This window comes from Cloacibacterium normanense (assembly GCF_003860565.1).
GTDB lineage: Bacteria > Bacteroidota > Bacteroidia > Flavobacteriales > Weeksellaceae > Cloacibacterium > Cloacibacterium normanense.
Map to the genome: position 1 here is coordinate 2,237,392 of NZ_CP034157.1, position 22,459 is coordinate 2,259,850.

21 protein-coding genes are annotated in these 22,459 nt (G+C 32.0%); 11 read left to right on the forward strand and 10 right to left on the reverse strand.

Annotation, left to right across the window (positions count from 1 at the left end; all coding sequences use genetic code 11):
* Window positions 1–16 precede the first annotated feature (16 nt).
* From EB819_RS10210 to EB819_RS10245, 8 genes are all read right to left on the reverse strand, one after another.
* Window positions 17–1,261, reverse strand: a complete 1,245-nt coding sequence (locus EB819_RS10210) for an oligosaccharide flippase family protein (protein ID WP_069800319.1) — start codon at window positions 1,259–1,261, stop codon at window positions 17–19.
* Window positions 1,262–2,911 (reverse strand): asparagine synthase-related protein, encoded by a 1,650-nt coding sequence (locus EB819_RS10215; protein ID WP_069800321.1) that lies wholly within the window; start codon window positions 2,909–2,911, stop codon window positions 1,262–1,264.
* Entirely contained in the window at window positions 2,908–4,044 is a 1,137-nt protein-coding gene (locus EB819_RS10220) for a glycosyltransferase (RefSeq protein WP_069800323.1), read from the reverse strand. Before EB819_RS10220 ends, EB819_RS10215 begins: the two co-directional genes overlap by 4 nt.
* Window positions 4,045–4,156: 112 nt before the next feature.
* Entirely contained in the window at window positions 4,157–4,645 is a 489-nt protein-coding gene (locus EB819_RS10225; protein ID WP_069800325.1) for a hypothetical protein, read from the reverse strand.
* A gap of 79 nt (window positions 4,646–4,724) precedes the next feature.
* Window positions 4,725–5,510 (reverse strand): (Fe-S)-binding protein, encoded by a 786-nt coding sequence (locus EB819_RS10230; protein ID WP_069800327.1) that lies wholly within the window; start codon window positions 5,508–5,510, stop codon window positions 4,725–4,727.
* A gap of 72 nt (window positions 5,511–5,582) precedes the next feature.
* Window positions 5,583–6,914 (reverse strand): 4Fe-4S dicluster domain-containing protein, encoded by a 1,332-nt coding sequence (locus EB819_RS10235; protein ID WP_069800329.1) that lies wholly within the window; start codon window positions 6,912–6,914, stop codon window positions 5,583–5,585.
* A gap of 34 nt (window positions 6,915–6,948) precedes the next feature.
* Entirely contained in the window at window positions 6,949–7,893 is a 945-nt protein-coding gene (locus EB819_RS10240; protein ID WP_069800331.1) for an MlaD family protein, read from the reverse strand.
* 129 nt (window positions 7,894–8,022) lie between these two features.
* On the reverse strand, window positions 8,023–10,164 hold the full coding sequence (locus EB819_RS10245) for a peptidylprolyl isomerase (protein WP_069800333.1): 2,142 nt from the start codon (window positions 10,162–10,164) through the stop codon (window positions 8,023–8,025).
* 331 nt (window positions 10,165–10,495) lie between these two features.
* Here EB819_RS10245 and lon point away from each other — a divergent pair, with 331 nt between their 5' ends.
* The 4 genes from lon to EB819_RS10265 all read left to right on the forward strand — a co-directional run bounded on the left by lon (window position 10,496) and on the right by EB819_RS10265 (window position 14,621).
* Complete coding sequence (gene lon, locus EB819_RS10250; protein ID WP_069800335.1) at window positions 10,496–12,886, forward strand: endopeptidase La; 2,391 nt, start codon at window positions 10,496–10,498, stop codon at window positions 12,884–12,886.
* 99 nt (window positions 12,887–12,985) lie between these two features.
* Window positions 12,986–13,219, forward strand: a complete 234-nt coding sequence (locus EB819_RS10255) for a hypothetical protein (protein ID WP_069800337.1) — start codon at window positions 12,986–12,988, stop codon at window positions 13,217–13,219.
* Window positions 13,204–13,500 (forward strand): type II toxin-antitoxin system RelE/ParE family toxin, encoded by a 297-nt coding sequence (locus EB819_RS10260; RefSeq protein WP_245993137.1) that lies wholly within the window; start codon window positions 13,204–13,206, stop codon window positions 13,498–13,500. Before EB819_RS10255 ends, EB819_RS10260 begins: the two co-directional genes overlap by 16 nt.
* 191 nt (window positions 13,501–13,691) lie before the next feature.
* The gene (locus tag EB819_RS10265; protein WP_069800341.1) at window positions 13,692–14,621 is read left to right on the forward strand and encodes a DUF4349 domain-containing protein; all 930 of its coding nucleotides are present in this window, start codon (window positions 13,692–13,694) and stop codon (window positions 14,619–14,621) included.
* 2 nt (window positions 14,622–14,623) lie between these two features.
* Here EB819_RS10265 and EB819_RS12760 read toward each other — a convergent pair whose 3' ends face one another.
* Window positions 14,624–14,788 (reverse strand): hypothetical protein, encoded by a 165-nt coding sequence (locus tag EB819_RS12760; RefSeq protein WP_158005965.1) that lies wholly within the window; start codon window positions 14,786–14,788, stop codon window positions 14,624–14,626.
* Between the two features lie 414 nt (window positions 14,789–15,202).
* On the opposite strand from EB819_RS12760, the gene pgi reads away from it, so the two are divergent.
* From pgi to EB819_RS10300, 7 genes are read left to right on the forward strand one after another with little or no spacing between them, the layout of a single operon-like run.
* Window positions 15,203–16,843 (forward strand): glucose-6-phosphate isomerase, encoded by a 1,641-nt coding sequence (gene pgi / locus EB819_RS10270; RefSeq protein ID WP_069800345.1) that lies wholly within the window; start codon window positions 15,203–15,205, stop codon window positions 16,841–16,843.
* 38 nt (window positions 16,844–16,881) lie between these two features.
* A complete protein-coding gene (gene folD / locus EB819_RS10275; protein WP_069800347.1) occupies window positions 16,882–17,766 on the forward strand; it encodes a bifunctional methylenetetrahydrofolate dehydrogenase/methenyltetrahydrofolate cyclohydrolase FolD in 885 nt (294 codons plus the stop codon).
* 42 nt (window positions 17,767–17,808) lie between these two features.
* On the forward strand, window positions 17,809–18,399 hold the full coding sequence (locus EB819_RS10280; RefSeq protein WP_185097653.1) for a 7-carboxy-7-deazaguanine synthase QueE: 591 nt from the start codon (window positions 17,809–17,811) through the stop codon (window positions 18,397–18,399).
* 37 nt (window positions 18,400–18,436) lie between these two features.
* Entirely contained in the window at window positions 18,437–19,804 is a 1,368-nt protein-coding gene (locus EB819_RS10285) for an exopolysaccharide biosynthesis polyprenyl glycosylphosphotransferase (RefSeq protein ID WP_069800351.1), read from the forward strand.
* A 59-nt stretch (window positions 19,805–19,863) separates the two neighbouring features.
* Window positions 19,864–20,613, forward strand: a complete 750-nt coding sequence (locus tag EB819_RS10290; protein ID WP_069800353.1) for an MlaE family ABC transporter permease — start codon at window positions 19,864–19,866, stop codon at window positions 20,611–20,613.
* Window positions 20,613–21,437, forward strand: coding sequence for an ABC transporter ATP-binding protein (locus EB819_RS10295; RefSeq protein WP_069800355.1), 825 nt, complete (start codon window positions 20,613–20,615; stop codon window positions 21,435–21,437). The genes EB819_RS10290 and EB819_RS10295 overlap by 1 nt, the downstream gene beginning before the upstream one ends.
* Window positions 21,412–22,044 (forward strand): porin family protein, encoded by a 633-nt coding sequence (locus EB819_RS10300; protein ID WP_245993139.1) that lies wholly within the window; start codon window positions 21,412–21,414, stop codon window positions 22,042–22,044. The genes EB819_RS10295 and EB819_RS10300 overlap by 26 nt, the downstream gene beginning before the upstream one ends.
* Before the next feature lie 64 nt (window positions 22,045–22,108).
* On the opposite strand, the gene EB819_RS10305 is transcribed toward EB819_RS10300, so the two are convergent.
* Window positions 22,109–22,423 carry a hypothetical protein gene (locus EB819_RS10305; protein WP_069800357.1) on the reverse strand — a complete coding sequence of 105 codons (315 nt, stop codon included), beginning with the start codon at window positions 22,421–22,423 and terminating at the stop codon, window positions 22,109–22,111.
* Window positions 22,424–22,459 lie beyond the last annotated feature (36 nt).

The following is a 22,459-nucleotide window of genomic DNA, read 5'->3' on the forward strand; positions in this document are numbered from 1 at the left end:
TGCAAAGATAATTTTTCTAAGCTAATTTTTTAAAATACTTCCAGAAAAAAAACATCCCAAGAAATCCCGAAAAAGTCATCGCTAAAAAAACACTGATTCCCATTCCTAAAATTTGAAATTTTGGAACTAAAATAAAAGCTGAAATACCCAAAACAATCAACGAAAATATAGAAATGATAGTGTTTTTCTTCATTTCTCCCACTGCAGAAAGTAAATTCCCGAATAAATTTCTAAATAACATATTCATTAAAAATGTTATGACCAAAATTAAAAACACTTGGGTTTCAGGAGCATATTGAGATGAGAAAAATAACGTTAAAATTTCTTTGGCAAAGAAAAATGATATTCCAAAAATAACTAAACAAATCGGTATGAAAATTTTATAGTAATTCGAAATGTAATCTTTTACAAATAATTGATTATGAGCGTTTTTAGCAATTTTTGGAAAATCTGCTTGTAACATAGATACTGCCAAAAAGGTAAGATTGGAAGGCAAAATAATCGCCACTTTATAATCTGCTACCGCATTTTCGTTTAGTAAAAATCCTAAAAGTAAAATATCTAAAGAAAATAATAAATCTGATAAAAAAGCAGTAAAAACTGCATGAAATGAATAACTCCAAAGTTCTTTTTTTTGAAGTTTTGTTCTTTTAAAGTTTAGAATTTTATATTTAAAAAACCAGAATAAAGATAAAAATGGAGCAAGTGAAATAGCCAATAAATAACCTTTTAACCCGAAAAAGTAAGTTAAAATAATAATTAAAATCAGTCCAAAAACATTAACCACATTATTCACTCGAGCAAAGTTCTTGTTATCATGATACACTCTAAAGTAAGACTGTATGTGATTGAAAAAATAAAAACCAATCAGACGAATGGTAAAAAATATAAAAATCAGCAAAACATCTCCGTATTTCTGAACGAAAAAAAAGCTCGAAAGAATAAACAGAACAGAAAGAATTAAATGATATAAAAATCCTTGAAGAAAAAAATGCTGATGAAGTTTTTCTTTTTCTTCTGCTTGTTCTGCAATGGCACCGAATCTTAGAAATCCTTGCGCAGAACCAAATCCACTAAAAGTCACAAAAACTGCAAAAACAGAAGCCACAATCGTCATGATTCCAAAATCACTTTGCGGAAGCATTCTTACCACCGCAATAGACGAAATAAATCCACAGATTTTTGCAATCAATAATGAAAAAAATACATATTGACCTTTATTTTTAAAAAAATTCTGCAAAAATTCTTGAAGACTCTTCATTTACGACAAATAATATTTAAAAATTGCTAAAATATTGACTGCAGAAGATTTGGAGAAGAAATCTTTATGATGATATAACTCTAAAATGTCTTTTTGAAGTTCTTTATAATCGTCTAAAAGCCCAATATTTGATTGGAAATAATCGTTATAAAAAGACTGAATTTCTGGACTTGAATCAAAATAATATTGATACGGATACATGCTTATTTTATATTCCTTTCCGAAAATTTTATTGTAAAAAACATTCACCAATCTTTTGTTAAAATGATCTCCAAGAGTCGTTTTCCAATGAGCATCGGGTTTCATCATGGTTCGTTCCCATTTAAACAGAGTCGCCTCTTTACAATGTTCTTTAATCCATTCTAAGTAAAATCGATGATTAAATTTCCATTTTTCCGGCAAACTTATAGCAAAACTCATAAAATCTTTGGTCATAAAAGGAGAAGTCTGATACGAGAACTGTTGGAACACTTGACCTCCAAAAACCGCCCTGTTAAAAGCTATATTCCTGAGATAAAAAAGCTCTTCTCTCTCATATTGAGATTTTATTTTTTCTAGATTTTCAGAAACTTTTGGTAAAAAATGACTATTGACTACTATTTTCTTGTTGGTAGGTTTTTGTACATCAGGAATCATGTTAAATCCACCTAAAACGCCATCACCAATTTGCCCAGAATGAATAAGGCCAAATTGTTCCTGATAAAACTGTTGCATTGCAAAATCTACATGAATAGAACCCGTATATAAAACCATTCCTTCAGAAATAAAAACCATTTTATCTATATTTTTCAGGAAAATTCCTCCATCTAATGGAGCAAAATGGTAATCAAAATTAAATTTCTCGGCAATTTTTCTAGAAATGGTTTCGTCTAAATAATTGCTCTGCGAAAAACAAAACATTTTATCGGGATTTAGCTGCAATTTTTCTGCATATAAAACCGCAATTCTACTGTCTAAACCTCCGCTTAAAAGAGAAAAATGTTCTTTGCCGAGTTCATTATCTTTTTCATATTCTAGAGCGACAGATTTTGAGAAAATTTCATCAATGGTATTAATTGCCACTTTTTTACTTCCTGAAAACCGCTCTGCTTCTACATTAAAATATTGCTCTTCTTTTATAGATAAATTTTCTGCATCTACTTTTATATATGATGCGTCATAAATTTTGAAAATATCCTTAATCGGTGTTTTATTTTCAATGATATTGGTAAAAGCCAACATTTGGTATATACTTTCTACATCTATAGAAAAAGGAATTTTATTGGATTGTAAATCCTCCACAATATTTTTAATAGAAGTATCTATGATGATTAAATCCGTTGAACGATAATAAAAAACTTTTTGTGTAGAAGTAACATTGGTAAAAGCAAACACTGTTTTTTCACTTTTATCAATAATGAATCCTGAAAATTCACCTTCCAAAAGCGCAAAAAAATGTTGTCTTTTTTGTTTGAATAAATTAAGAACTAAGTCTTTAAAATTTATTGAAGCAAATTCTTGGCAAAGTGATTTCTTATTGAGAATTACACCTTCCATTGCAATGAGAAAACTTTCATTTTCTACCATCACATTATCAAATGAACCTTCTTGAAATCTACAAAAAGATTCTATTTCTCCATTGAAAATTCTTACCGAAAATCCCTTTCTCATGATAAAACTTGATTATAAATTTCAGAAAATTTTTCGGCGATTACGGACTTAGAGAAATTTTCTACCACGTATTTTCTTAAATTTTCAGAAGATTCTAATACTACATTTTTCTCTAAAATATTTTTCATAGCTTCTAATAATTCTTGACCATCTTTTTTCTCTATTAAAACACCTCTTTTTTCATCTAATAATTCAGAAATCCCTCCCACTTTTGTAGCAATAACGGGAATTCCAGAAGCTAAACTTTCTAAAATTACACATGGCTGATTTTCATAATCACTGAAAAGTACAAAACAATTCGCATCATTCATTTTCTCTGAAACCTGTTCTAAATTAAGCATCCCGAAAGTTTTAATATAACTTTCTGCATTATTCAGGTGAATCATTTTTTGTAAAGGCTTCAAATCGCCATCACCACCAATTTGTAATTCAAAATTCTGATTTATTTGGCGTAAATGTATCGCTGTTTTGATGATTTTTTCAGGATTTTTTAGCGAAATAAGATTAGAAATATGTAGAAAAGTGAACTTTTCTGACTTTTCAAATTTTGGCGAAAATAATTCTGTGTCTACCACATTTCCTACCACTTTCATAGGAGTATTAATTCCTAATTTTTGGAAACCCGAAATTAAATTTTCGGTAACAGGAAGAATGAAAGATGCTTTTTCTGCGATTTTTTTTGCTAAAAAACGAGCCGATTTAGAAATTTTACGATGATTTTGCTCTTGAAAAACCGACCAATGCTCTGAAATCACAAACGGAATTCCGTATTTTCTTTTTAGGGAGACTGCAAAAAGCATGTTGTTATGAAGAACATTTCCGTGAACCAAATGTGGCTTTTGCATTTTTTTGAAACCCAATTGATAAGCTCTCATTCTTCTCAAAAAATTCTGCAAAGGGTTCTTGGAATTTTTGTAATACACAATCAACGTTCTGATTCCATTGATAATTTGATCATCAAAAACGAATTTCTCTTTTTGGTTAAAATCGCCAATCGCATGAAGAACTTCCACATCATGAAGCAAAGAAACGGCTTCTGCATGACGCTGCACAAAGTTTCCATTCGTAGGTTCAAGTTTATTAGGAAACCAAGACGAAATGAAGAGAATTTTATGTCGTTTATGAATGTTCAAACAGATAGTTTTATACAAATTTAAAGAAAACTTTCTAGGAAATAGATTTTGACTAAAGTCAAATTGTAGTTTGAAATAAAAAAGTCGGACTAAAGTCCGACTCTATTGAATTTTATTTGATAAAACCAGCCCAACTTCGCTTAAAAGGAAGTAAAAAGTCTGATAAATAATTTACGTAAGTGTCTTTAGAAAAATCAAAAACTTCTACTTCTTCTGAAATTTCACCATTTCTAACCGCAGTTCTAAAATCTGTCAGTTTCATGGTTTTCACTTCGTCATTTTCCTTGTAACAAGCTTTCATTCTGTCAAAAATTCCTAATTGGTATTCTGCTTCTATTTCTCTCATTACACCATTTAGAGAATCCATAGAACAGCCAGAAGCTTGCACTTTTTCTTCGTCTACTGTAATGATAATGAATTGTTTGTGGTCTATTTTAAAAGAAGATGTTAATCCTTTTCCATGTGCATTCCAAGAAGGTAGAAAATCATACAATTTCTCCGTGATTTCCTTTACTTCTTTTGCAGTTAACGCTCTAGAAGCAGGATAAATAATGACTTTGAAGTCATTGGTTTCTACTATGGTTGATTCTTCTATTTTCATAATTTTAGATATGAGATTTGAGATTTCAGAGGTAAGATTTTAAATTCTGGAATCTATTATCCGAAATCTGATGTCTAATTTACAAATCATCTGCTTCAGCAATTAATTCTACGATGTCTTTTACTTCTACTTCTTCATTTTTGTTGAAGTGTTTTACACCATCGGTCATCATCGTGTTACAGAATGGGCAACCTGTTGCTACAATTTTTGGATTAAGTGCAAGAGCTTCTTCTGTTCTTTCAATATTGATGTCTTTATTTCCTTTTTCTGGTTCTTTAAACATTTGTGCACCTCCAGCTCCACAACATAAACCGTTGGTTTTACAACGCTTCATTTCTACCAATTCTGCATCTAATTTTTCTAAAAGAACTCTTGGAGCTTCGTACTCATCATTCGCTCTTCCTAGATAACAAGGATCGTGGAAAGTGATTTTTTTACCTTTGAAAGCGCCACCTTCTATTTTTAGTCTTCCTTGTTCCATCAATTGCTGAAGCAATTGTGTATGGTGCATTACTTCGTAATTTCCACCTAAACTAGGATATTCGTTTTTTAAAGTATTGAAGCAATGCGGACAAGCCGTTACGATTTTCTTTACTTCGTAGGCGTTTAAAACTTCTATGTTCGTTAATGCCATCATCTGGAAAATAAATTCATTTCCGGCACGTTTTGCAGGGTCGCCAGTACAAGATTCTTCTTGACCAAGAACTGCAAATTCTACTCCTACTTTATTTAAAATTTTAGCAAATGCTTTGGTAATTTTTTTGGCTCTATCATCAAAACTTCCTGCACAACCTACCCAAAAAAGAACTTCTGGAGATTTTCCTTCGGCAGCATATTCTGCCATTGTTTTTATAGTGAAATCCATATTGTAAATATGCTAATTTGTTAATTTGCTGATGTGTTAATTTTCGCATCAACACATCATCTCATTGTCACATTAATTTTCGTTTGCCCAGTTTAATCTGTCTGCTTGATTGTATTGCCAAGGTGCAGCATTGTTTTCGATATTGGTCATCATCATATTCAATTCTTGTGGCGCTGCAGATTGTTCCATCACCATAAATCTACGCATTTCAAAAATTATAGAAAGTGGATCTATAAGAACTGGACAAGCTTCAACACAAGCATTACAACTTGTACAAGCCCATAATTCTTCTTTGGTGATGTAATCGTTTAAGAGTTTTTTACCATCATCTACAAATTTTCCGTTTTTGTTGATGTTTTTGCCCACTTCTTCAATTCTGTCTCTGGTAGACATCATAATTTTACGTGGCGAAAGTTTTTTACCTGTAATATTTGCTGGACAAACCGCAGTACATCTACCACATTCTGTACAAGAATAGGCATTCAGTAACTGAACTTGATTCAAATCAAAAATATCTTCAGCGCCAAATTTTGCTGGAGGTTCTGCTCCTTCTGGTTGCGCTGCATAAGGATCTGCATTAGGATCCATCATTAATTTGATTTCTTGAGTTACAGATTCTAAATTATTGAATTTACCTTTTTTCTCCAAATTAGCATACCAAGTATTCGGGAATGCAAAAATGATGTGAAGGTGTTTAGAATAATATAAATAGTTCATGAAGAACAAAATTCCTACGAAATGGAACCACCAAGCTCCTCTTTCTATGAAATGTAAAAACCCATCACTGAAACCGAAAGATTGAAAAATCGGTGCAATAAGGTTAGATGAAACTGGGAAACTTCCGTGTGCTGCTAAAACGCCGTTTTGCTGAAGCAACCAATCTGCCGCATTCATTTTGAAAAACGCCATCATTAAGCAGAATTCTATCACCAAAATCCAATTGGCATCATTTTTTGGCCAACCTTTTAGGTCGATAGAAGATAATCTAGGAATTTTAAGACCATTTCTTCTGATGAAGAATGCTACTACAGCAATCACTACTAATGCAGCTAAAACTTCTAATGTAGCAGTGAAAATTCCATAAAGTGTATCTCCAAAAATAGAAGCTAAGAAACGGTGTGTTCCGAAAATTCCATCTACAATGATTTCAATCAATTCAATGTTGATAATCACGAAACCTACATAAACAATCATGTGCAAGAATGCTGCAACTGGGCGTTTTTTCATTTTGCTTTGCCCGAGAGCAACAGTTGCCATTGTTTTCCATCTTTCTGAAGGGTTATCAGAACGATTGATTTCTCTTCCTAGTTTTATATTTCGGTAAATCTCTTTTAAACTTTTAAAAAACAGACCGAAACCAGCAATGAGTAAAACAAGGAATAAAATATTGTCTAAATATTGCATAGTTATTTTTTTCTCTTTTTCAAAAATACGTTAATTATTTCTTACCAAAAACAGAAATATTTATGTATCGCTTAGGATTTTCTTTAAGGTCTAAAATTAGACTATTAAGGTTCTGAGAAGTTTTATTGAGGTTATTGTATAATTCTTCGTCTTTAGCTAGTTTACCAAGGCTTCCTTCTCCATTATTAATCCCAGAAATTACCTGATTGAGTTTATTAGAAACTTCCGAAAGTCTTTCTACTGTTTGATTGAGCTGTTTTGTATCAATACTTTCCGCAACTCTACCATATTTTTCTACTGCAGCATTGGCAGAAATCATGGTTTTATTAGCATTATCAAGTACATTCTCTACTCTACCTTGACTTGAAGCCAATAATTTATTGGTTTGGTCAGAAGTATTTTTGAAAGAAGCAACTGTTTGGTTGAGACTTGCCAAAAGTATTTTAATTTCTCTTCTGTTTTGTTCGTCTACAATTTTATTAGTCGCTGCCATTGTAGAATCTAGTTTAGTTAAAACACTTTGTACTTGGTCTTTTACAGGACCAACCTGCGAAGATAAACTTGCCATCAAAGAAGATTGAAAAGTTCCTCTTAAAGTGTCTCCATCTTTAGCAAAAGGTGCTTTATCATAAACCAAATGAATTCGTGCTTGTTTACCAGACATAATTCCCGGTTCAAAGATTTCTACAGTAGAATTTTTAGAAAAATTAAAACCTTTATCCACTAAAACTTTTACCACAAAATAAATAGTTCCGTCTTTGGCTGTTTGCGGAAGAATTTTATCTACCTGTCCTACTTTCAAACCGTTAATAGAAACTGGATTAGACTGTTCTAAACCGTCTACATTGTCAAATTTTGCGTAGTAAATATTATCTGATGTAAAGAAACTTTTCCCCTTCATAAACTGGAAAAGAATAACGAATCCTACAATAGCTAAAAGTGCTATTAAACCTGCTTTTATTTCTTTAGTGTATTTCACAATTTTATGAATTTTTATGCGCAAATATACTACTTTTTGAAGTAATGGTAGTTTCAATATTTCTGCATAATGTTATAAAAAAAGCGACTTTTTCTAGAAAAAGTCGCTTTTAAATATTTTTGAGAAGAATTATTGAGCTTGAGAAGTTTTATCCCATACTTCAATTCTGTAATCTTCTATCTTAGCATTGTCTTGTAAACTCTTCATTAATGATTGGCTAAACATTTGAGCACCTTGCTGTTGAATTGCCTGCATAATTTGTTTAGCGTCTCCTGGTTGTTTGTTTAGGGTAACCGCTTTTTGAGTCACTACAAAAACACCAGTTGCACCTTCTACTGGTTTAGAGATTTTACCTTTTTTAACACCAAATGCAGCTCCGGCAACTTTAGCTTCCATAGCACCTCCTACAAATGGAGAGAATAAACTTACTTGCGAAGATTGTTTAGTGGTTCCAAATAATTTTGCGATAGCATCTAAATTTGTTGCTTTACTTGCAGTAATTTTTTCGCTAATTTTTTTCGCTAATAATTGATTTCTTACAATTGGTTCTACTTGTTCTCTTACAGATTCTGGATCTGCAATTCCCGCTTCTTGTTTACCGTTTAAGTACACTACGATGTAGTCACCATTACCAGTAGTAAAGATATTGGTTTCTCCTTTTTCTCTTTCTTTATTGAAAGCCCAAGCTAAAATTTCTTCATCCTTATCTGTACCTAAGCCTTGGATTTGACCTTGGAATCTTTTTACAGATTTAGGATTTTGGAAATTGAAATTTTTCTTTTTCGCTCCGTTTGCAAAATCATTGAAAGATTTTCCTTGAACTGATTGAATGAAAGTATTTGCTTCTGTATATACTTTGTTTTCGGTTTCTTTAGAAGCTCTGATGTCTTTTGCTAAGTTTGCAATTTTGTAAACTGGCATTTTATTTTCGTTAACAATAATATGATAACCGAAATCAGTTTCTACTACACCTACAGCTCCTTTTGCGTTTCCTTTTACCCAATCACCGAAAGGTTTTGCGTAGTTGTTATCATTATCTAAAATCCAACTTAACATACCTCCTCTTTGCGCAGCACCTGGCTCATCAGACATTTGTACATATTCGTTGAATTTCAACGGATCAGCTTTTACTAATGCACCAATGCTGTCTGCTAATTTTTTAGCTGCTTCTTTGGTTCTAGTTTGCTTTTCATCTGCTCTCATTGCACCCTTGTATGCAAACAAAATGTGTTTAGGCATTGTAGCGCTGCTTTTTCCTACTAATTTGGTCACGTAATATTTATCACCAGATTTATAAGGTCCAAAAAATTGTCCTACAGAAGCACCTTTTACAAAAGCTTGCGCTTCTTGAGGAATTTCTTGGTCAGAAACAAATGAATATTTAATTTGTGCTTCAGAGTTTAATTCTACAAACATAGAATCGTTCGGAGTATTTTTGAAACTTTCTAAGCCATTTCCATTATCTACACCTTCGTTGTAAAGTTTGTTAATTTCTTTAAGAGCTAAAGCATCATCTGCTGCACTAGGTTTTGCAGGAAAATATACGATCCCTAAGTTTCTAGCAGCTTCAGATTTAAACATCACAGGATGTTTTTTGATATAGTTTGCTAAATCTTCAGTAGTAACTTTCACTGGATTTTTAGCAGCAAAAGCAGCATAATCTACTTTCACGAAGTCTATATCAGCAACTTCGTCTCTTTGCTTCATTAGTTCAGCAGCTTCTTTTTTGTTGGCTGTAATTCCTGCAGTAACGTTTGCAAAAAGCTGTCTTGCCATCATTCTGTATTCGATAGCCTTTTTAGCTTTTAACCATTCGTTATATTGATTTACGTCGCCATTATTTTTAAGTTCTTCGATTTGCTTTTTAATTTCAGCAACTTTGAAGTTTCCTTTTTCGTCAAAATTCTGTGGATTCTGTTCTTTAGAAAACATTGGGTCAAATTGTAATTGATTCCAAAAAATTTCATCTGTAATTTTTAACCCCATTTTATCAAACTGTTGTTCAATTAATTTAGACTGTACCAAAATTTGCCAAGCTTGTTCTTCTAAGCCTTGCTGTGGTTGTCCTTGAGATTGTTGTTGTAACAAACTTAATTGGTCATTAAATTCATCACGAGTGATTTCTTCACCATTTACCTTTCCCAAAATATTTGGATTTTGACCAAACATTTTATCCATGCTGTCAGGATTAATTAAAAATGCTAAAAGTGCAATAATAATCATTCCTAATAATAGCCAAGGTCTCTTTCTTATTGAAGCTGTAATTGACATTTTATATATAAGTATTTAAAATCAGTGTGCGAAAATACATAATTTTAAGATAATAGAGAAATTTTATCACTCATTTTCATTCGTTTATATTTATTTTTTTAAAGGACTTTACAGAAGTCTATCTGGCAAATATTTCATAATGCATCACCACTTTGAAAATCAGTTCAGTTTTCTAGAATAAAAAAAGGAAAATTTGTCCATAAAAACTCTTGGCATAGCTATTGCGAATATTACAATACTCTTTATTTTAGGCAAGAAAATTTCGAATCTTGTCTTGGTAATTAATTTATATACTTTAAAAATGACAAATTGTCATTCTAATTTTTAGATTATGATTGAAATAGAAGATATCGCTTTTGAAAATTTTTTAGACGAAAATTTTAGTATCGTGGCAAACGAAGAAAAACAAACCAAAGAAGAAAAAGCGCAAGAGATTTTCCCGATTCTACCTGTTAGAAATATGGTGATGTTTCCGAAAGTGGTTATCCCCATAACTGCGGGAAGAGAAAAGTCTATTAAATTATTAGAAGAAGCACAAAAAAATGGTCAACTAATCGGAATTTTGAGCCAAAAACTCTCTCAACAAGAAAATCCCACCGAAAAAGATCTTTACCAAATAGGAACTATTGCTAAAATCATAAAAATCATCAAACTTCCTGATGGTAATATTTCTGCAATCACGAGAGGAGTTCAGCGTTTCAAAGTGAAAAATTTCATTGAAACCGAACCGTATTTCACCGCAGAAATAGAAAAATTAAAGGATTCTTCTACCAAAAAGAAAGAAGAATATGAAGCTTTGATTGATAACATCAAGGATTTAGCAATTAAAATTATAGAAATAGACCCTAATATTCCTGGCGCAGCTAATTTTGCCATCAGAAATATTGAAGGACAAGAAGATTTACTGAATTTCATCTGCGTAAATGCAAATTTTTCTTCAGAAAACAAACAAAAACTTCTGGAAGAAAAATCATTGATGAAGCGCGCAGAATTATGCTATGAACTGATGCATGATGATTTCAGAAGATTAGAATTGAAAAATCAAATTCATCAAAAAACTTCTCGCGATTTAGACAAACAACAGAGAGAATATTTCCTGAGCCAACAAATTAAAACCATTCAGGAAGAATTAGGTGGTGGAACCGAGACCGATGTAGATGAACTAAAGAAAAAAGCAGAAAAAATTTCTTGGAAACCAGAAATTCAGGAACATTTCGAAAAAGAACTGAAAAGACTTCAGCGCCATAATCCTAATTCGCCAGATTACAACGTACAGAGAAATTATCTAGATTTCTTCACAGATTTACCTTGGAATTCTTATTCTAAAGACATTTTTGATATTCCAAAAGCGGAAAAAATCTTAAATAAAGACCATTTCGGTTTAGAAGACATCAAAAAAAGAATTTTAGAACACATGGCAGTTCTGAAATTAAAAAACGACATGAAATCTCCTATTTTGTGTTTAGTTGGTCCTCCTGGAGTCGGTAAAACTTCCCTCGGAAAATCTATTGCAGATGCTCTTGGCAGAAAATATGTAAGAATGAGTTTAGGAGGTTTGCATGACGAATCAGAAATCCGTGGACACAGAAAAACTTACATCGGCGCAATGGCAGGAAGATTATTGCAAGCCATCAAAAAAGCAGGAACATCTAATCCAGTTATCGTGTTAGACGAAATAGATAAACTTGGACAAGGAATTCACGGCGACCCTAGTTCTGCACTTTTGGAAGTTCTAGATCCAGAACAAAACCACAGTTTTTATGATAATTTCTTAGAAATTGGGTACGATTTGTCAAAAGTAATGTTCATTGCTACAGCCAATTCGCTTTCTACCATTCAAACGCCATTGTTAGACAGGATGGAAATTATTCAACTTTCGGGTTATACCATTGAAGAAAAAGTAGAAATTGCAAAACGCCATTTGATTAAAAAACAAATGGAAGAAACTGGCCTACAAAAAGACGCTTATAAACTAGGAAATAAAGAAATTGCACACATAGTAGAAGCTTTCACCAGAGAAAGCGGTGTAAGAAATTTAGAAAAACAAATCGCCAAAATTTCTCGTTGGGTTGCGCTACAAATTACCATGAATAAAGAATACGACCCGAAAATTTCTATTCAAAAAATTGATGAAATTTTAGGTGTTCCGATGTCTAAAAACTTCTCAGAAATGATGGATGTTCCAGGTGTAGTTACAGGCTTAGCTTGGACTTCGGTTGGCGGCGATATCTTATTCATAGAGAGCATTTTAAGCAAAGGAAAAGGCAATCTTACCATGACGGGAAATCTAGGAAATGTGATGAAAGAATCTGCAACCATTTCGCTAGAATACATCAAAGCAAAACACGAAAGTTTAGGCATTTCTTTAGAAGATATTGAAAATAAAAACATCCACGTTCACGTTCCAGAAGGCGCCACTCCGAAAGATGGACCAAGTGCAGGAATTGCAATGCTAACGAGTATGGTTTCTAGTTATTTGAATAAAAAAGTAAAACCACATTTAGCAATGACTGGCGAAATTACTTTAAGAGGAAAAGTGCTTCCAGTTGGTGGAATTAAAGAAAAATTGTTGGCCGCAGTAAGAGCCGAAATTAAGGAAGTAATTTTGTGTGAAGAAAACAGAAAAGACGTTTTAGAAATCAACCAAAATTATCTTAAAAATCTAAAAGTTCATTACGTGAAAACCATGAAAGAAGTGGTAGATTTGGCGATTGAAAAATAGAATATTTTGCCACCAATTCACAAATCATTTTTAATTTTATAAAAAATTGTGGATTCGTGGCAATATTTTTTTTAATTTTGATATTATAAATTTCTAAAAATGAGCACTGCTGAATTAAAATTAAATTTAATCAATCAAATTGCAGGTATTACTGATAAAGTAAGACTTAAAGAAATTATGCAATTACTTAAATTTCAAGCAGATGAGTCTCTTTACATTACTAATAAAGAAGAAAAAGAGGCTGTAAAAGAAGCCCAAAATCAGATTAAAAACGGAGATGGAATTTCTAATGAAGATGTTCAAAAAGAAATTACATCATGGCTGGAGAAATAATTTGGTCACCTAAAGCAAAATCTGAACTTATAGAAATTCTTGAATATTGGGTAAACAGAAATAAATCAAACATTTACAGTTTAAAACTCAATCAATTAATCCAAGAACAACTCATTTTTATTTTAGAATTCCCAAAAATTGGTAGAAAAACGGATATCAAAAACGTTTATGTTAAAATTATCAGAGATTATCTACTTTATTATGAAATAGAAAAAGGAAATCTTCATGTTTTGACAATAAGACACGGAAAAAAGAATCCTAAAACTTTAGCTTTGAAATAAAATCAGATAGATTTTAAAAAAACTTAAATGATAAGACCCGCAAATTTGCGGGTTGTTTTTTTTTACAAAATTCTGAAATTCTGCAACTTATATTGCAAACCAAGTTTACAAAAACAAAAAATCGCTTTTACAAACTTTACAAGAATCTTGTGCTCAATTTTGAGGAAGTCTAACTACAAAAACCTTAAACAATGAACACAAAATTTCAAAAACTAGTTTTCGCAACCTTTATTTTAGCAGGATTATTTTCTTGTCAAAAATCAGAAAGTGTAGATTCTCAATACGAAAGTGCTGTTGCAACCGCAGACTCTACTACTATTCAAAAAGATGAAGTTTCTTACGCCGCTTCTCAACAAATTCTAGACAAAAAATTTGTAAAAACTGCAGAAGTCAGCATGGAAGTAAAAGATGTTTATGAAGCCACAGTACATATAGAAAATGCACTGAAAAATCTCGGCGGATTTGTTACCAAAAGCGAATTACAAAGTCAAGTTATCGAAGAAGAAACCTATAACACTTCTGACCAAAATGCGGTTTTACTCAGAAAATTTAACTCTTACAATAAGATGCAAGTAAGAGTTCCTTCGGAAAAATTAGGCGCATTTCTCACTTCTGTAAATGACCGAAAATTTTTCTTGAACACCAGAATTATTTCGGCTGAAGATGTTACCAACAATGCAAAAATTGCAGAACTTGAATTGAAAAAAATCAATAAAACGGGCGAAGTGATTTCTCAAATGAAAAACAATGAAAAGAAAGCAAACCTCACCGAAGAAAACGAAGAGAAAAACAACACCCAACAAATTGAAAATCTGAATCTTGCAGATAATATCAAATACAGTACTGTAGACATTTACATTAAAGAACCAAAAGTAAGAATTGCGGAAATTGCCATTACTAACACCCAATTTTACGACAATAAATACCAAGTCAATTTCTTCTATGAAGCAAAATCTTCTCTACTTAACGGATTTTATTTCGTTCAAAAATTTTTCGTTTTCTTACTGAATTTTTGGCCTTTATTCGTGGGAATTTTAATCGTAATTTATTTTGTAAAGTATAACCTTACGACTATTATCTTCTCGAAAAAAATTTCAAAATCTGAGAATGTCGAAAAGTGATACTAATGAATGTTTTCTGTAATTTTAGGAACCCAAATTATTAAGATTTGATAAAAGACAATCATCACTAAAAAGAAAGCAAAAGCATATTCTTTTAGTTTTTTGAAATGAGTATATAAGTGTTGTAATCCTTTATTTTCATTATTATTCTCCTTGAAATTTTTCATTCTAAACTCCATAATTTTTCTCATGAAAAATAAAATGGGAACTGCAAAAGAAAACATTAAAATCAATGCAAACTTGAAAGCTGGAAATTCTTGCTGAAAATTTTCAAAAAATAAAAAACACAAAACAGTCAAAAAAAGTAAGCCTAGAGAAAGATAGAAATAATTTTTTTTGAAGTCAATCAATCTTGTAAAATAGGAAAAAGAGGTAAAACCTAAAGAGATTACTGTAAAAGATAAAAGTATTTGAAAAATCACGTTATTAATTTCCTCAAAGATAACAAAATTCATAAAATCTTAAAGCCCTGAAATTTTTCAGGGCTTTTATTTTTCCGTAAATTTGCACGGACTTTGTCCGTTTTATGAAGATGAATAAAACTGTAAATTTTAGTTGTTAAACCTTAAACCAAAAGAATTATGTTACCAAAAATAAATCCAGAAAACACACAAGCTTGGAAATCACTCAACGAACATTTTGCACAAAATGATTTTGACCTAAGAACACTTTTTCAAGAAAACACTGATCGTTTCCAACAGTTTTCAGTAAAAAAAGAAAATTATCTTTTTGATTTTTCTAAAAATTTAATTGACCAAAAAGCATTTGATTTATTGCTTCAATTGGCAGAAGAAACACAATTGAAAGCTGCCATCAATGCTATGTTTTCTGGCGAAAAAATAAATGAAACCGAAAAAAGAGCAGTTCTTCACACTGCTTTGAGAGATTTTTCTGACAAAGAAATTCTTGTAGACGGCGAAAACATAAAACCAGGAATTAAAAAAGTTCTTAACCACATGAAAGCTTTCTCCGAAAAAGTAATTTCTGGAGCGCACAAAGGTTTCAGCGGAAAAGAAATTACTGATGTAGTAAACATCGGAATTGGTGGTTCAGATTTAGGACCTGTAATGGTAGTTTCGGCGCTTAAACACTTCAAAACCAGATTAAATGTACATTTCGTTTCAAACGTAGACGGAAATCACATGGCAGAAGTAGTGAAAAACTTAAATCCAGAGACTACACTTTTCATCGTAGCTTCTAAAACGTTTACCACTCAAGAAACTATGACCAATGCAAATTCCGCAAAATCTTGGTTCTTAAAAGCTGGAAAAGAAGAAGATGTAGCGAAACACTTTGTAGCTTTATCTACTAATATTCAAGCAGTTAAAGCATTCGGAATTGCAGAAGAAAACATTTTCGAGTTCTGGGATTGGGTTGGCGGAAGATATTCACTTTGGAGCGCTATTGGTTTAAGCATCGTTCTAGCGGTAGGTTATGAAAATTTTGAAAATTTATTGAAAGGAGCTTACGAAACCGATGTGCATTTCCAAACGGCAGATTTCAAAGAAAACATTCCTGTTTTAATGGGACTTTTGGGAATTTGGTACAGAAATTTCTTTGACGCAAGTTCTTATGCTATTTTACCGTACTCTCAATATTTAGATAGATTTGCAGCGTATCTTCAACAAGGAGATATGGAATCTAACGGAAAATCAGTAGACAGAAATGGGGAATATGTAACTTATCAAACTGGCCCAATTATTTGGGGAGAACCAGGAACGAATGGTCAACATGCTTTCTATCAATTGATTCACCAAGGAACAGAACTCATTCCTGCAGATTTTATCGCTTATGTAAAATCTTGCAACAAAGTTTCTGACCATCAAGAAAAACTATTGGCGAACTTTTTCGCTCAAACTGAGGCACTTGCATTCGGAAAAAGCGAAGACGAAGCAAGAGCAGAATTGGTAAAAGAAGGAAAATCTGAAGAAGAAATTGAAAAATTAGTAAAATTCAAAACCTTCATGGGAAATACACCTACTAATTCATTCTTTATCAATGAACTAACTCCATTTTCACTAGGACAACTCATCGCACTTTATGAACACAAAATCTTCGTACAAGGTGTGATTTGGAACGTGTTTAGTTTTGACCAATTTGGTGTAGAATTAGGAAAAGTGTTAGCAGGAAAAATTTTACCAGAACTTACTGATAATGAGAAAGTAAGCTCTCACGATTCTTCTACTAATGGTTTGATTAATTACTTCAAAGAAAATAAGTAAATTTGAAAAATAAATCTAAAAAAAAATAAAAAGTAAAAATGGCTCAAATCTTAGACGGACTAAAAATTTCTAACGAAATAAAGCAGGAAATAAAAACCGAAGTTGATAAAATAAAAGCTTCTGGAAAAAGAATTCCTCATTTGTCTGCAATTTTAGTTGGAAACAACGGCGCTAGCAAAGCGTATGTAAACAGTAAAGTGAAAGACTGTGCAGAAGTAGGCTTCGAATCTTCTTTGTATAAATTTCCTAGCACGGCTTCGGAAGCAGAACTTTTAGAAAAAATTGAAGAGCTAAATAACGACCCAAATGTAGATGGTTTCATCGTGCAATTGCCTCTTCCTAAGCAAATGGATCAGGAAAAAATTATTATGGCAATTAATCCTAGAAAAGACGTAGATGGTTTTCACCCAGAAAATTTTGGAAGAATGGCATTAGAAATGGATACTTTTTTGCCCGCAACTCCGTTTGGAATTTTAACTCTTTTAGAAAGATACAATATTGAGACCAAAGGAAAACACTGTGTAATCATCGGCAGAAGTAGAATTGTAGGAAGACCAATGTCTATTTTGATGGGAAGAAAAGATTTCCCTGGAAATTCTACCGTTACACTTACGCACAGTTATACTCCTCATATAGAAGAATTTACAAAAAATGCAGATATTGTAATTACAGCACTAGGCGACCCTCATTTCTTAAAAGGAGAAATGATAAAAGACGGTGCAGTAGTAATAGATGTAGGAATTACAAGAGTAGAAGATAATACCGAAAAAGGATATCATTTGGCAGGAGATGTAGATTTTGACAGTTGTGCAGAAAAAGCAAGTTGGATTACGCCAGTTCCAGGAGGAGTAGGACCAATGACCAGAGCAATGCTGATGAAAAATACACTTTTAGCGTATAAACATACAATTTATAAAGATTAAGAATTGGATTTAACAGAAGAAATATTATTAAAAGAAGGAAAAATGCTCCCAGTGATGGAGCATTTTTATACTTTACAAGGAGAAGGTCACCACACTGGAAAAGCTGCTTATTTTATAAGATTGGGCGGTTGTGATGTAGGTTGTCATTGGTGTGATGTGAAGGAAAGTTGGGATCCAGAATTACATCCTTTGATGGATACCGTAGAAATTGCAGAAATTGCAGCAAGCTATTGTAAAACCATTGTTCTAACAGGTGGAGAACCACTGATGTGGAATTTAGAAATTTTGACCAAAAGATTAAAAGAATTGGGTTGTCAAATTCACATCGAAACTTCTGGAGCTTATGATATGAGCGGAACACTTGATTGGATTACGCTTTCTCCTAAGAAAACAGGCTTACCAAAAGAAGGAATTTACAAAGTAGCTAATGAATTGAAAATCATAGTTTTTAACAACCACGACTTCACCTTCGCTGAAGAACAAGCTGCAAAAGTTTCTGAAAATTGTAAACTGTATCTACAAAGTGAATGGAGCAAAAGAAACGAAATGTATCCTAAGATTACCGATTTTATTTTGGCAAATCCTAAATGGCAAGCTTCGGTACAAACACATAAATATCTTAATATTCCATAAAATTTAGCAACTTTGTAAGGACTTTATTTTCTAAAACATGCAGAAATTAAGATACTCTAGATATTTTAAAAGCGCTATCATCATCCTCGATATTTTAATCGTGGCTGCTGTTTTTGTGTTCTTTTTTCTGATGAAACACGAATATGTTTTAGAAAAAGCTAGAACAGAAGAAAACGTTTTGTCACTTCTGCTATTAAGTCTTTTTTGGATTCTTTTAAGTGGAAGAACAAAATTATATTCTATTCCCAGAAACCTTACGTACACACTTTATGTAGAGCGTATTGTTACTCATATTTTTATCTTTTTATTGGGAATTGTACTTTTAGCCAGAGTGAGTAATAATGAATTTTTGAAGTATGAAAGATTCTGGATTACGTTTACGCTTTTCATTATTTTATTTTTAGTTAAGTCATTCATTTTCTTTACCTTAAAGTACATTAGAGCACAAGGTGGAAACTACAGAAATGTAATGTTTATCGCAGAAAATTCATCTTCTGAAATTTTAAAAGATATTGTTACGCAACGTAAAGATTATGGTTACAGAGTTTATGAATTCCCCAATGAAGAAATTAACATTTCGGAGCTTCAAAATTTTTGGAGAGAAAAAGAAATCCATACCGTTTTTATTCCTACTCAAAATCATTTAAGTAAAAAACTGCTTGAAGAAATCAATAGAGAAGCAGAAAATGATAAGATTAAAATTTCATTAATTCCAAGTGCTATTCAAAATGAGTTTTTCCAGTATGATTTGGGATATATAGAAACTCAACCGATTTTAACGCCTTCGAAATTTCCTTTGCATTATTATAGTAATGCGATTATCAAGAGAAGTTTTGATATTTTATTCTCGCTTTTGGTTTTAATTTTTATTGCGACTTGGCTATTTCCTATCATTGCTATATTAATTAAATTAGACAGTAAAGGCAGTGTATTCTTTAAACAAAAAAGATATGGATTTCATGATGAAGTTTTTGAATGTCTCAAATTCAGAACTATGATTGAAAATGAAGAATCTGCGACCAAAACTACTTCACAAAACGATAGCAGAATAACAAAAATTGGTAGATTTTTAAGAAAAACCAGTTTAGACGAAATGCCTCAATTCATTAATGTTTTAAGAGGAGATATGTCTGTAGTAGGACCTAGACCTCACATGTTATTAATTGATGAATTTTACAAGGCAAAAATTGGTAGATATTCGGTGAGAAGCTTGGTAAAACCTGGCATTACGGGACTTGCACAAGTAAGCGGTTTGCGTGGTGACACTGGCGAAATGGAAATAGAAATGAAAAAGAGAATTTTGGCAGATTCATTCTATGTAAAAAATTGGAGCCTTACTCTAGACATTGTTATCATCCTGAAAACCATCTTATTAGTAATAAAAGGCGACCAAAAAGCCATTTAGAACAATAAATTGAAATTCTATAAAATTATTAAACCTAAAAAATGTAACTTCGCACGGTTATGTTAAAACTTTTAAGCGCAATAGGACAATACTTTTTACTATTAGGAAAAGTAATTCAAAAACCTCAAAAAAGGCAAGTTTTTTTTAAACTTCTCATGAGAGAAATCAATGACTTGGGAGTAAATTCTTTTGGACTCACTTTATTTACCTCAATATTTGTAGGAGCTGTAATCGCAATACAGATGTATAATAATTTTAGAAATTCTTCTATACCCATTCCCGCTCCTTTTATTGGTTATGCTACCAAAGTTGTTTTAATTCTAGAATTTGCCCCTACAATTATTTCTGTAATTCTAGCCGGTAAAGTAGGCTCTTATATTACTTCGAGTATTGGAACAATGAGAGTTACAGAGCAAATAGACGCTTTAGATATTATGGGAGTAAATTCTGCAAATTTCTTGATTTTACCAAAAATTTTAGCAAGTGTAATTTTCAATCCATTGTTAATTGCTATAAGTATGGTTTTCGGAATATGGGGAGGTCATCTTGCAGGTATTGCGACAGGAAATTGGTCTAGAGCAGACTATATTTCAGGAATTCAAATGTATATGCCACCATTTTATATTTGGTATGCATTTTTAAAAACAGCTGTATTTGCATTTCTTATTGCTACCATCCCTGCTTTTTTTGGCTATAAAGTAAGTGGAGGATCTTTAGAAGTAGGTAGGGCAAGTACACAAGCTGTAGTTTGGACTATAGTAGCCATCATCATTGCTAACTTAGTATTAACACAAATGTTCTTAAGCTAATGATAGAAGTAAAAGATTTAAGAAAAAGTTTTGATGGTGTAGAAGTTCTGAAAGGAATTACCACCACTTTCGAAACTGGAAAGGTAAACTTAGTGATAGGACAGTCTGGTTCTGGAAAAACGGTCTTCCTAAAAAGTTTACTGAATGTTTTTGAACCAACTAGCGGACATATTTTGTTCGACGGTAGAGATATTGTAGGCATGTCTCGTCAAGAAAAAGAGGCACTGAGAGCAGAAATAGGAACCGTATTTCAAGGAAGCGCATTGTTTGATTCCTTGACGGTTCAAGACAATATTATGTTTCCTCTAGATATGTTTACCAACCTTACTTTTACTGAAAAGAAAAAACGAGTGAAAGAAGTAATTGGTAGAGTTCACTTAGAAAATGCAGAAAAAAAATTTCCATCTGAGATTTCAGGAGGAATGCAAAAAAGAGTAGCGATTGCGAGAGCAATTGTTAATAACCCAAGATATTTGTTTTGTGACGAGCCCAACTCTGGGCTAGACCCTTTTACCGCAAACATAATTGATGATTTAATTGCAGAAATCACCGAAGAATATAATACCACTACGATTATAAATACTCACGATATGAATTCTGTAATGACAATTGGCGAGAAAATTGTATACTTAAGAAAAGGAATTAAAGAATGGGAAGGAACAAAAGATATTTTAATCACCTCAGACAATAATTACCTGATAGATTTCGTTTATTCTTCAGAATTATTTAAAGAATTAAGAGAATATCTTATCAAAATCAATAAAACAAGTATAGATAACATTATAACAACAATAGAAAATGAAACAGATCAAGAAAATATTTAGCACATTATTTGTAACGGCATCATTGCTGTCTTTCTCGCAGGTAACTTTCGGAGCGAAAGCCAATGTTATTTACCAAACTGGTGATCCTACTTGGGAAAATATAAAAAATGGAACTGTAGAGGCATACGAAGACAAAGGAAAGAATAACGTAGGCTATAACGCAGGTATTTCACTAAAAATTGATACACCTCTTGGAATTTTTATTCAACCAGAATTGTATTACACTACTTTTAGTAAAGAATTCACAGTAGATGGAACGAATACAACAATTACTGTTAAAAACAACAGAGCAGATTTACCTGTTTTAGTAGGGTATAATGTATTAGGAAAAACATTAGGTATTTATGCAGGACCGGTAGCTTCTTACAATCTTTCTACAGATAATCAATATAATGATTTTAAAGAAAATGCTACGAAAGAATTTACTTTAGGCTATCAATTCGGCGCACAAGTTACTATTTCTAAATTGGTAGTTTCTGCAAGATACGAAGGTGCATTTAGCAATGACCAAAGAGAATATATCAACACGAATGTATCTTCTAACGAGGTGATTAGATATGATAACAGACCGAGTTTATTAATGTTCGGAATTGGTTTAAATTTCTAAAAATTAAGGAAATTCATTAAAACATAAAAAAATCTCGGCTGCTTCGCAGCCGAGATTTTTTATTTTATAGATTACTATTTTCAGAATTATTAGGATTTGGATTTACATTTTGTTGAGCTAACTCAGCAGCTTGTTGTTCTATTTCTATCTTTTCTTGCTGTAATCTTTGCCATTCTTTTCTTTTTTGTTCAGCTTTTATAGAAGAGCCTTTACTTACATATCCTACAATTCCCCCTATAATTAAACCAATTCCTACGCCACCCATTATTCCCATAAAATGAGAAAGTGTAAATTCTTCTACTTCTAAATTGGTGGTCAAATAAAACAGCAATCCAGAAATGCCTAAAAGAAGAATTCCTATAATTGTTAAATTTTTCATTTTAATGTGTTTTTAAAATAAAACCTTCTCAAATTT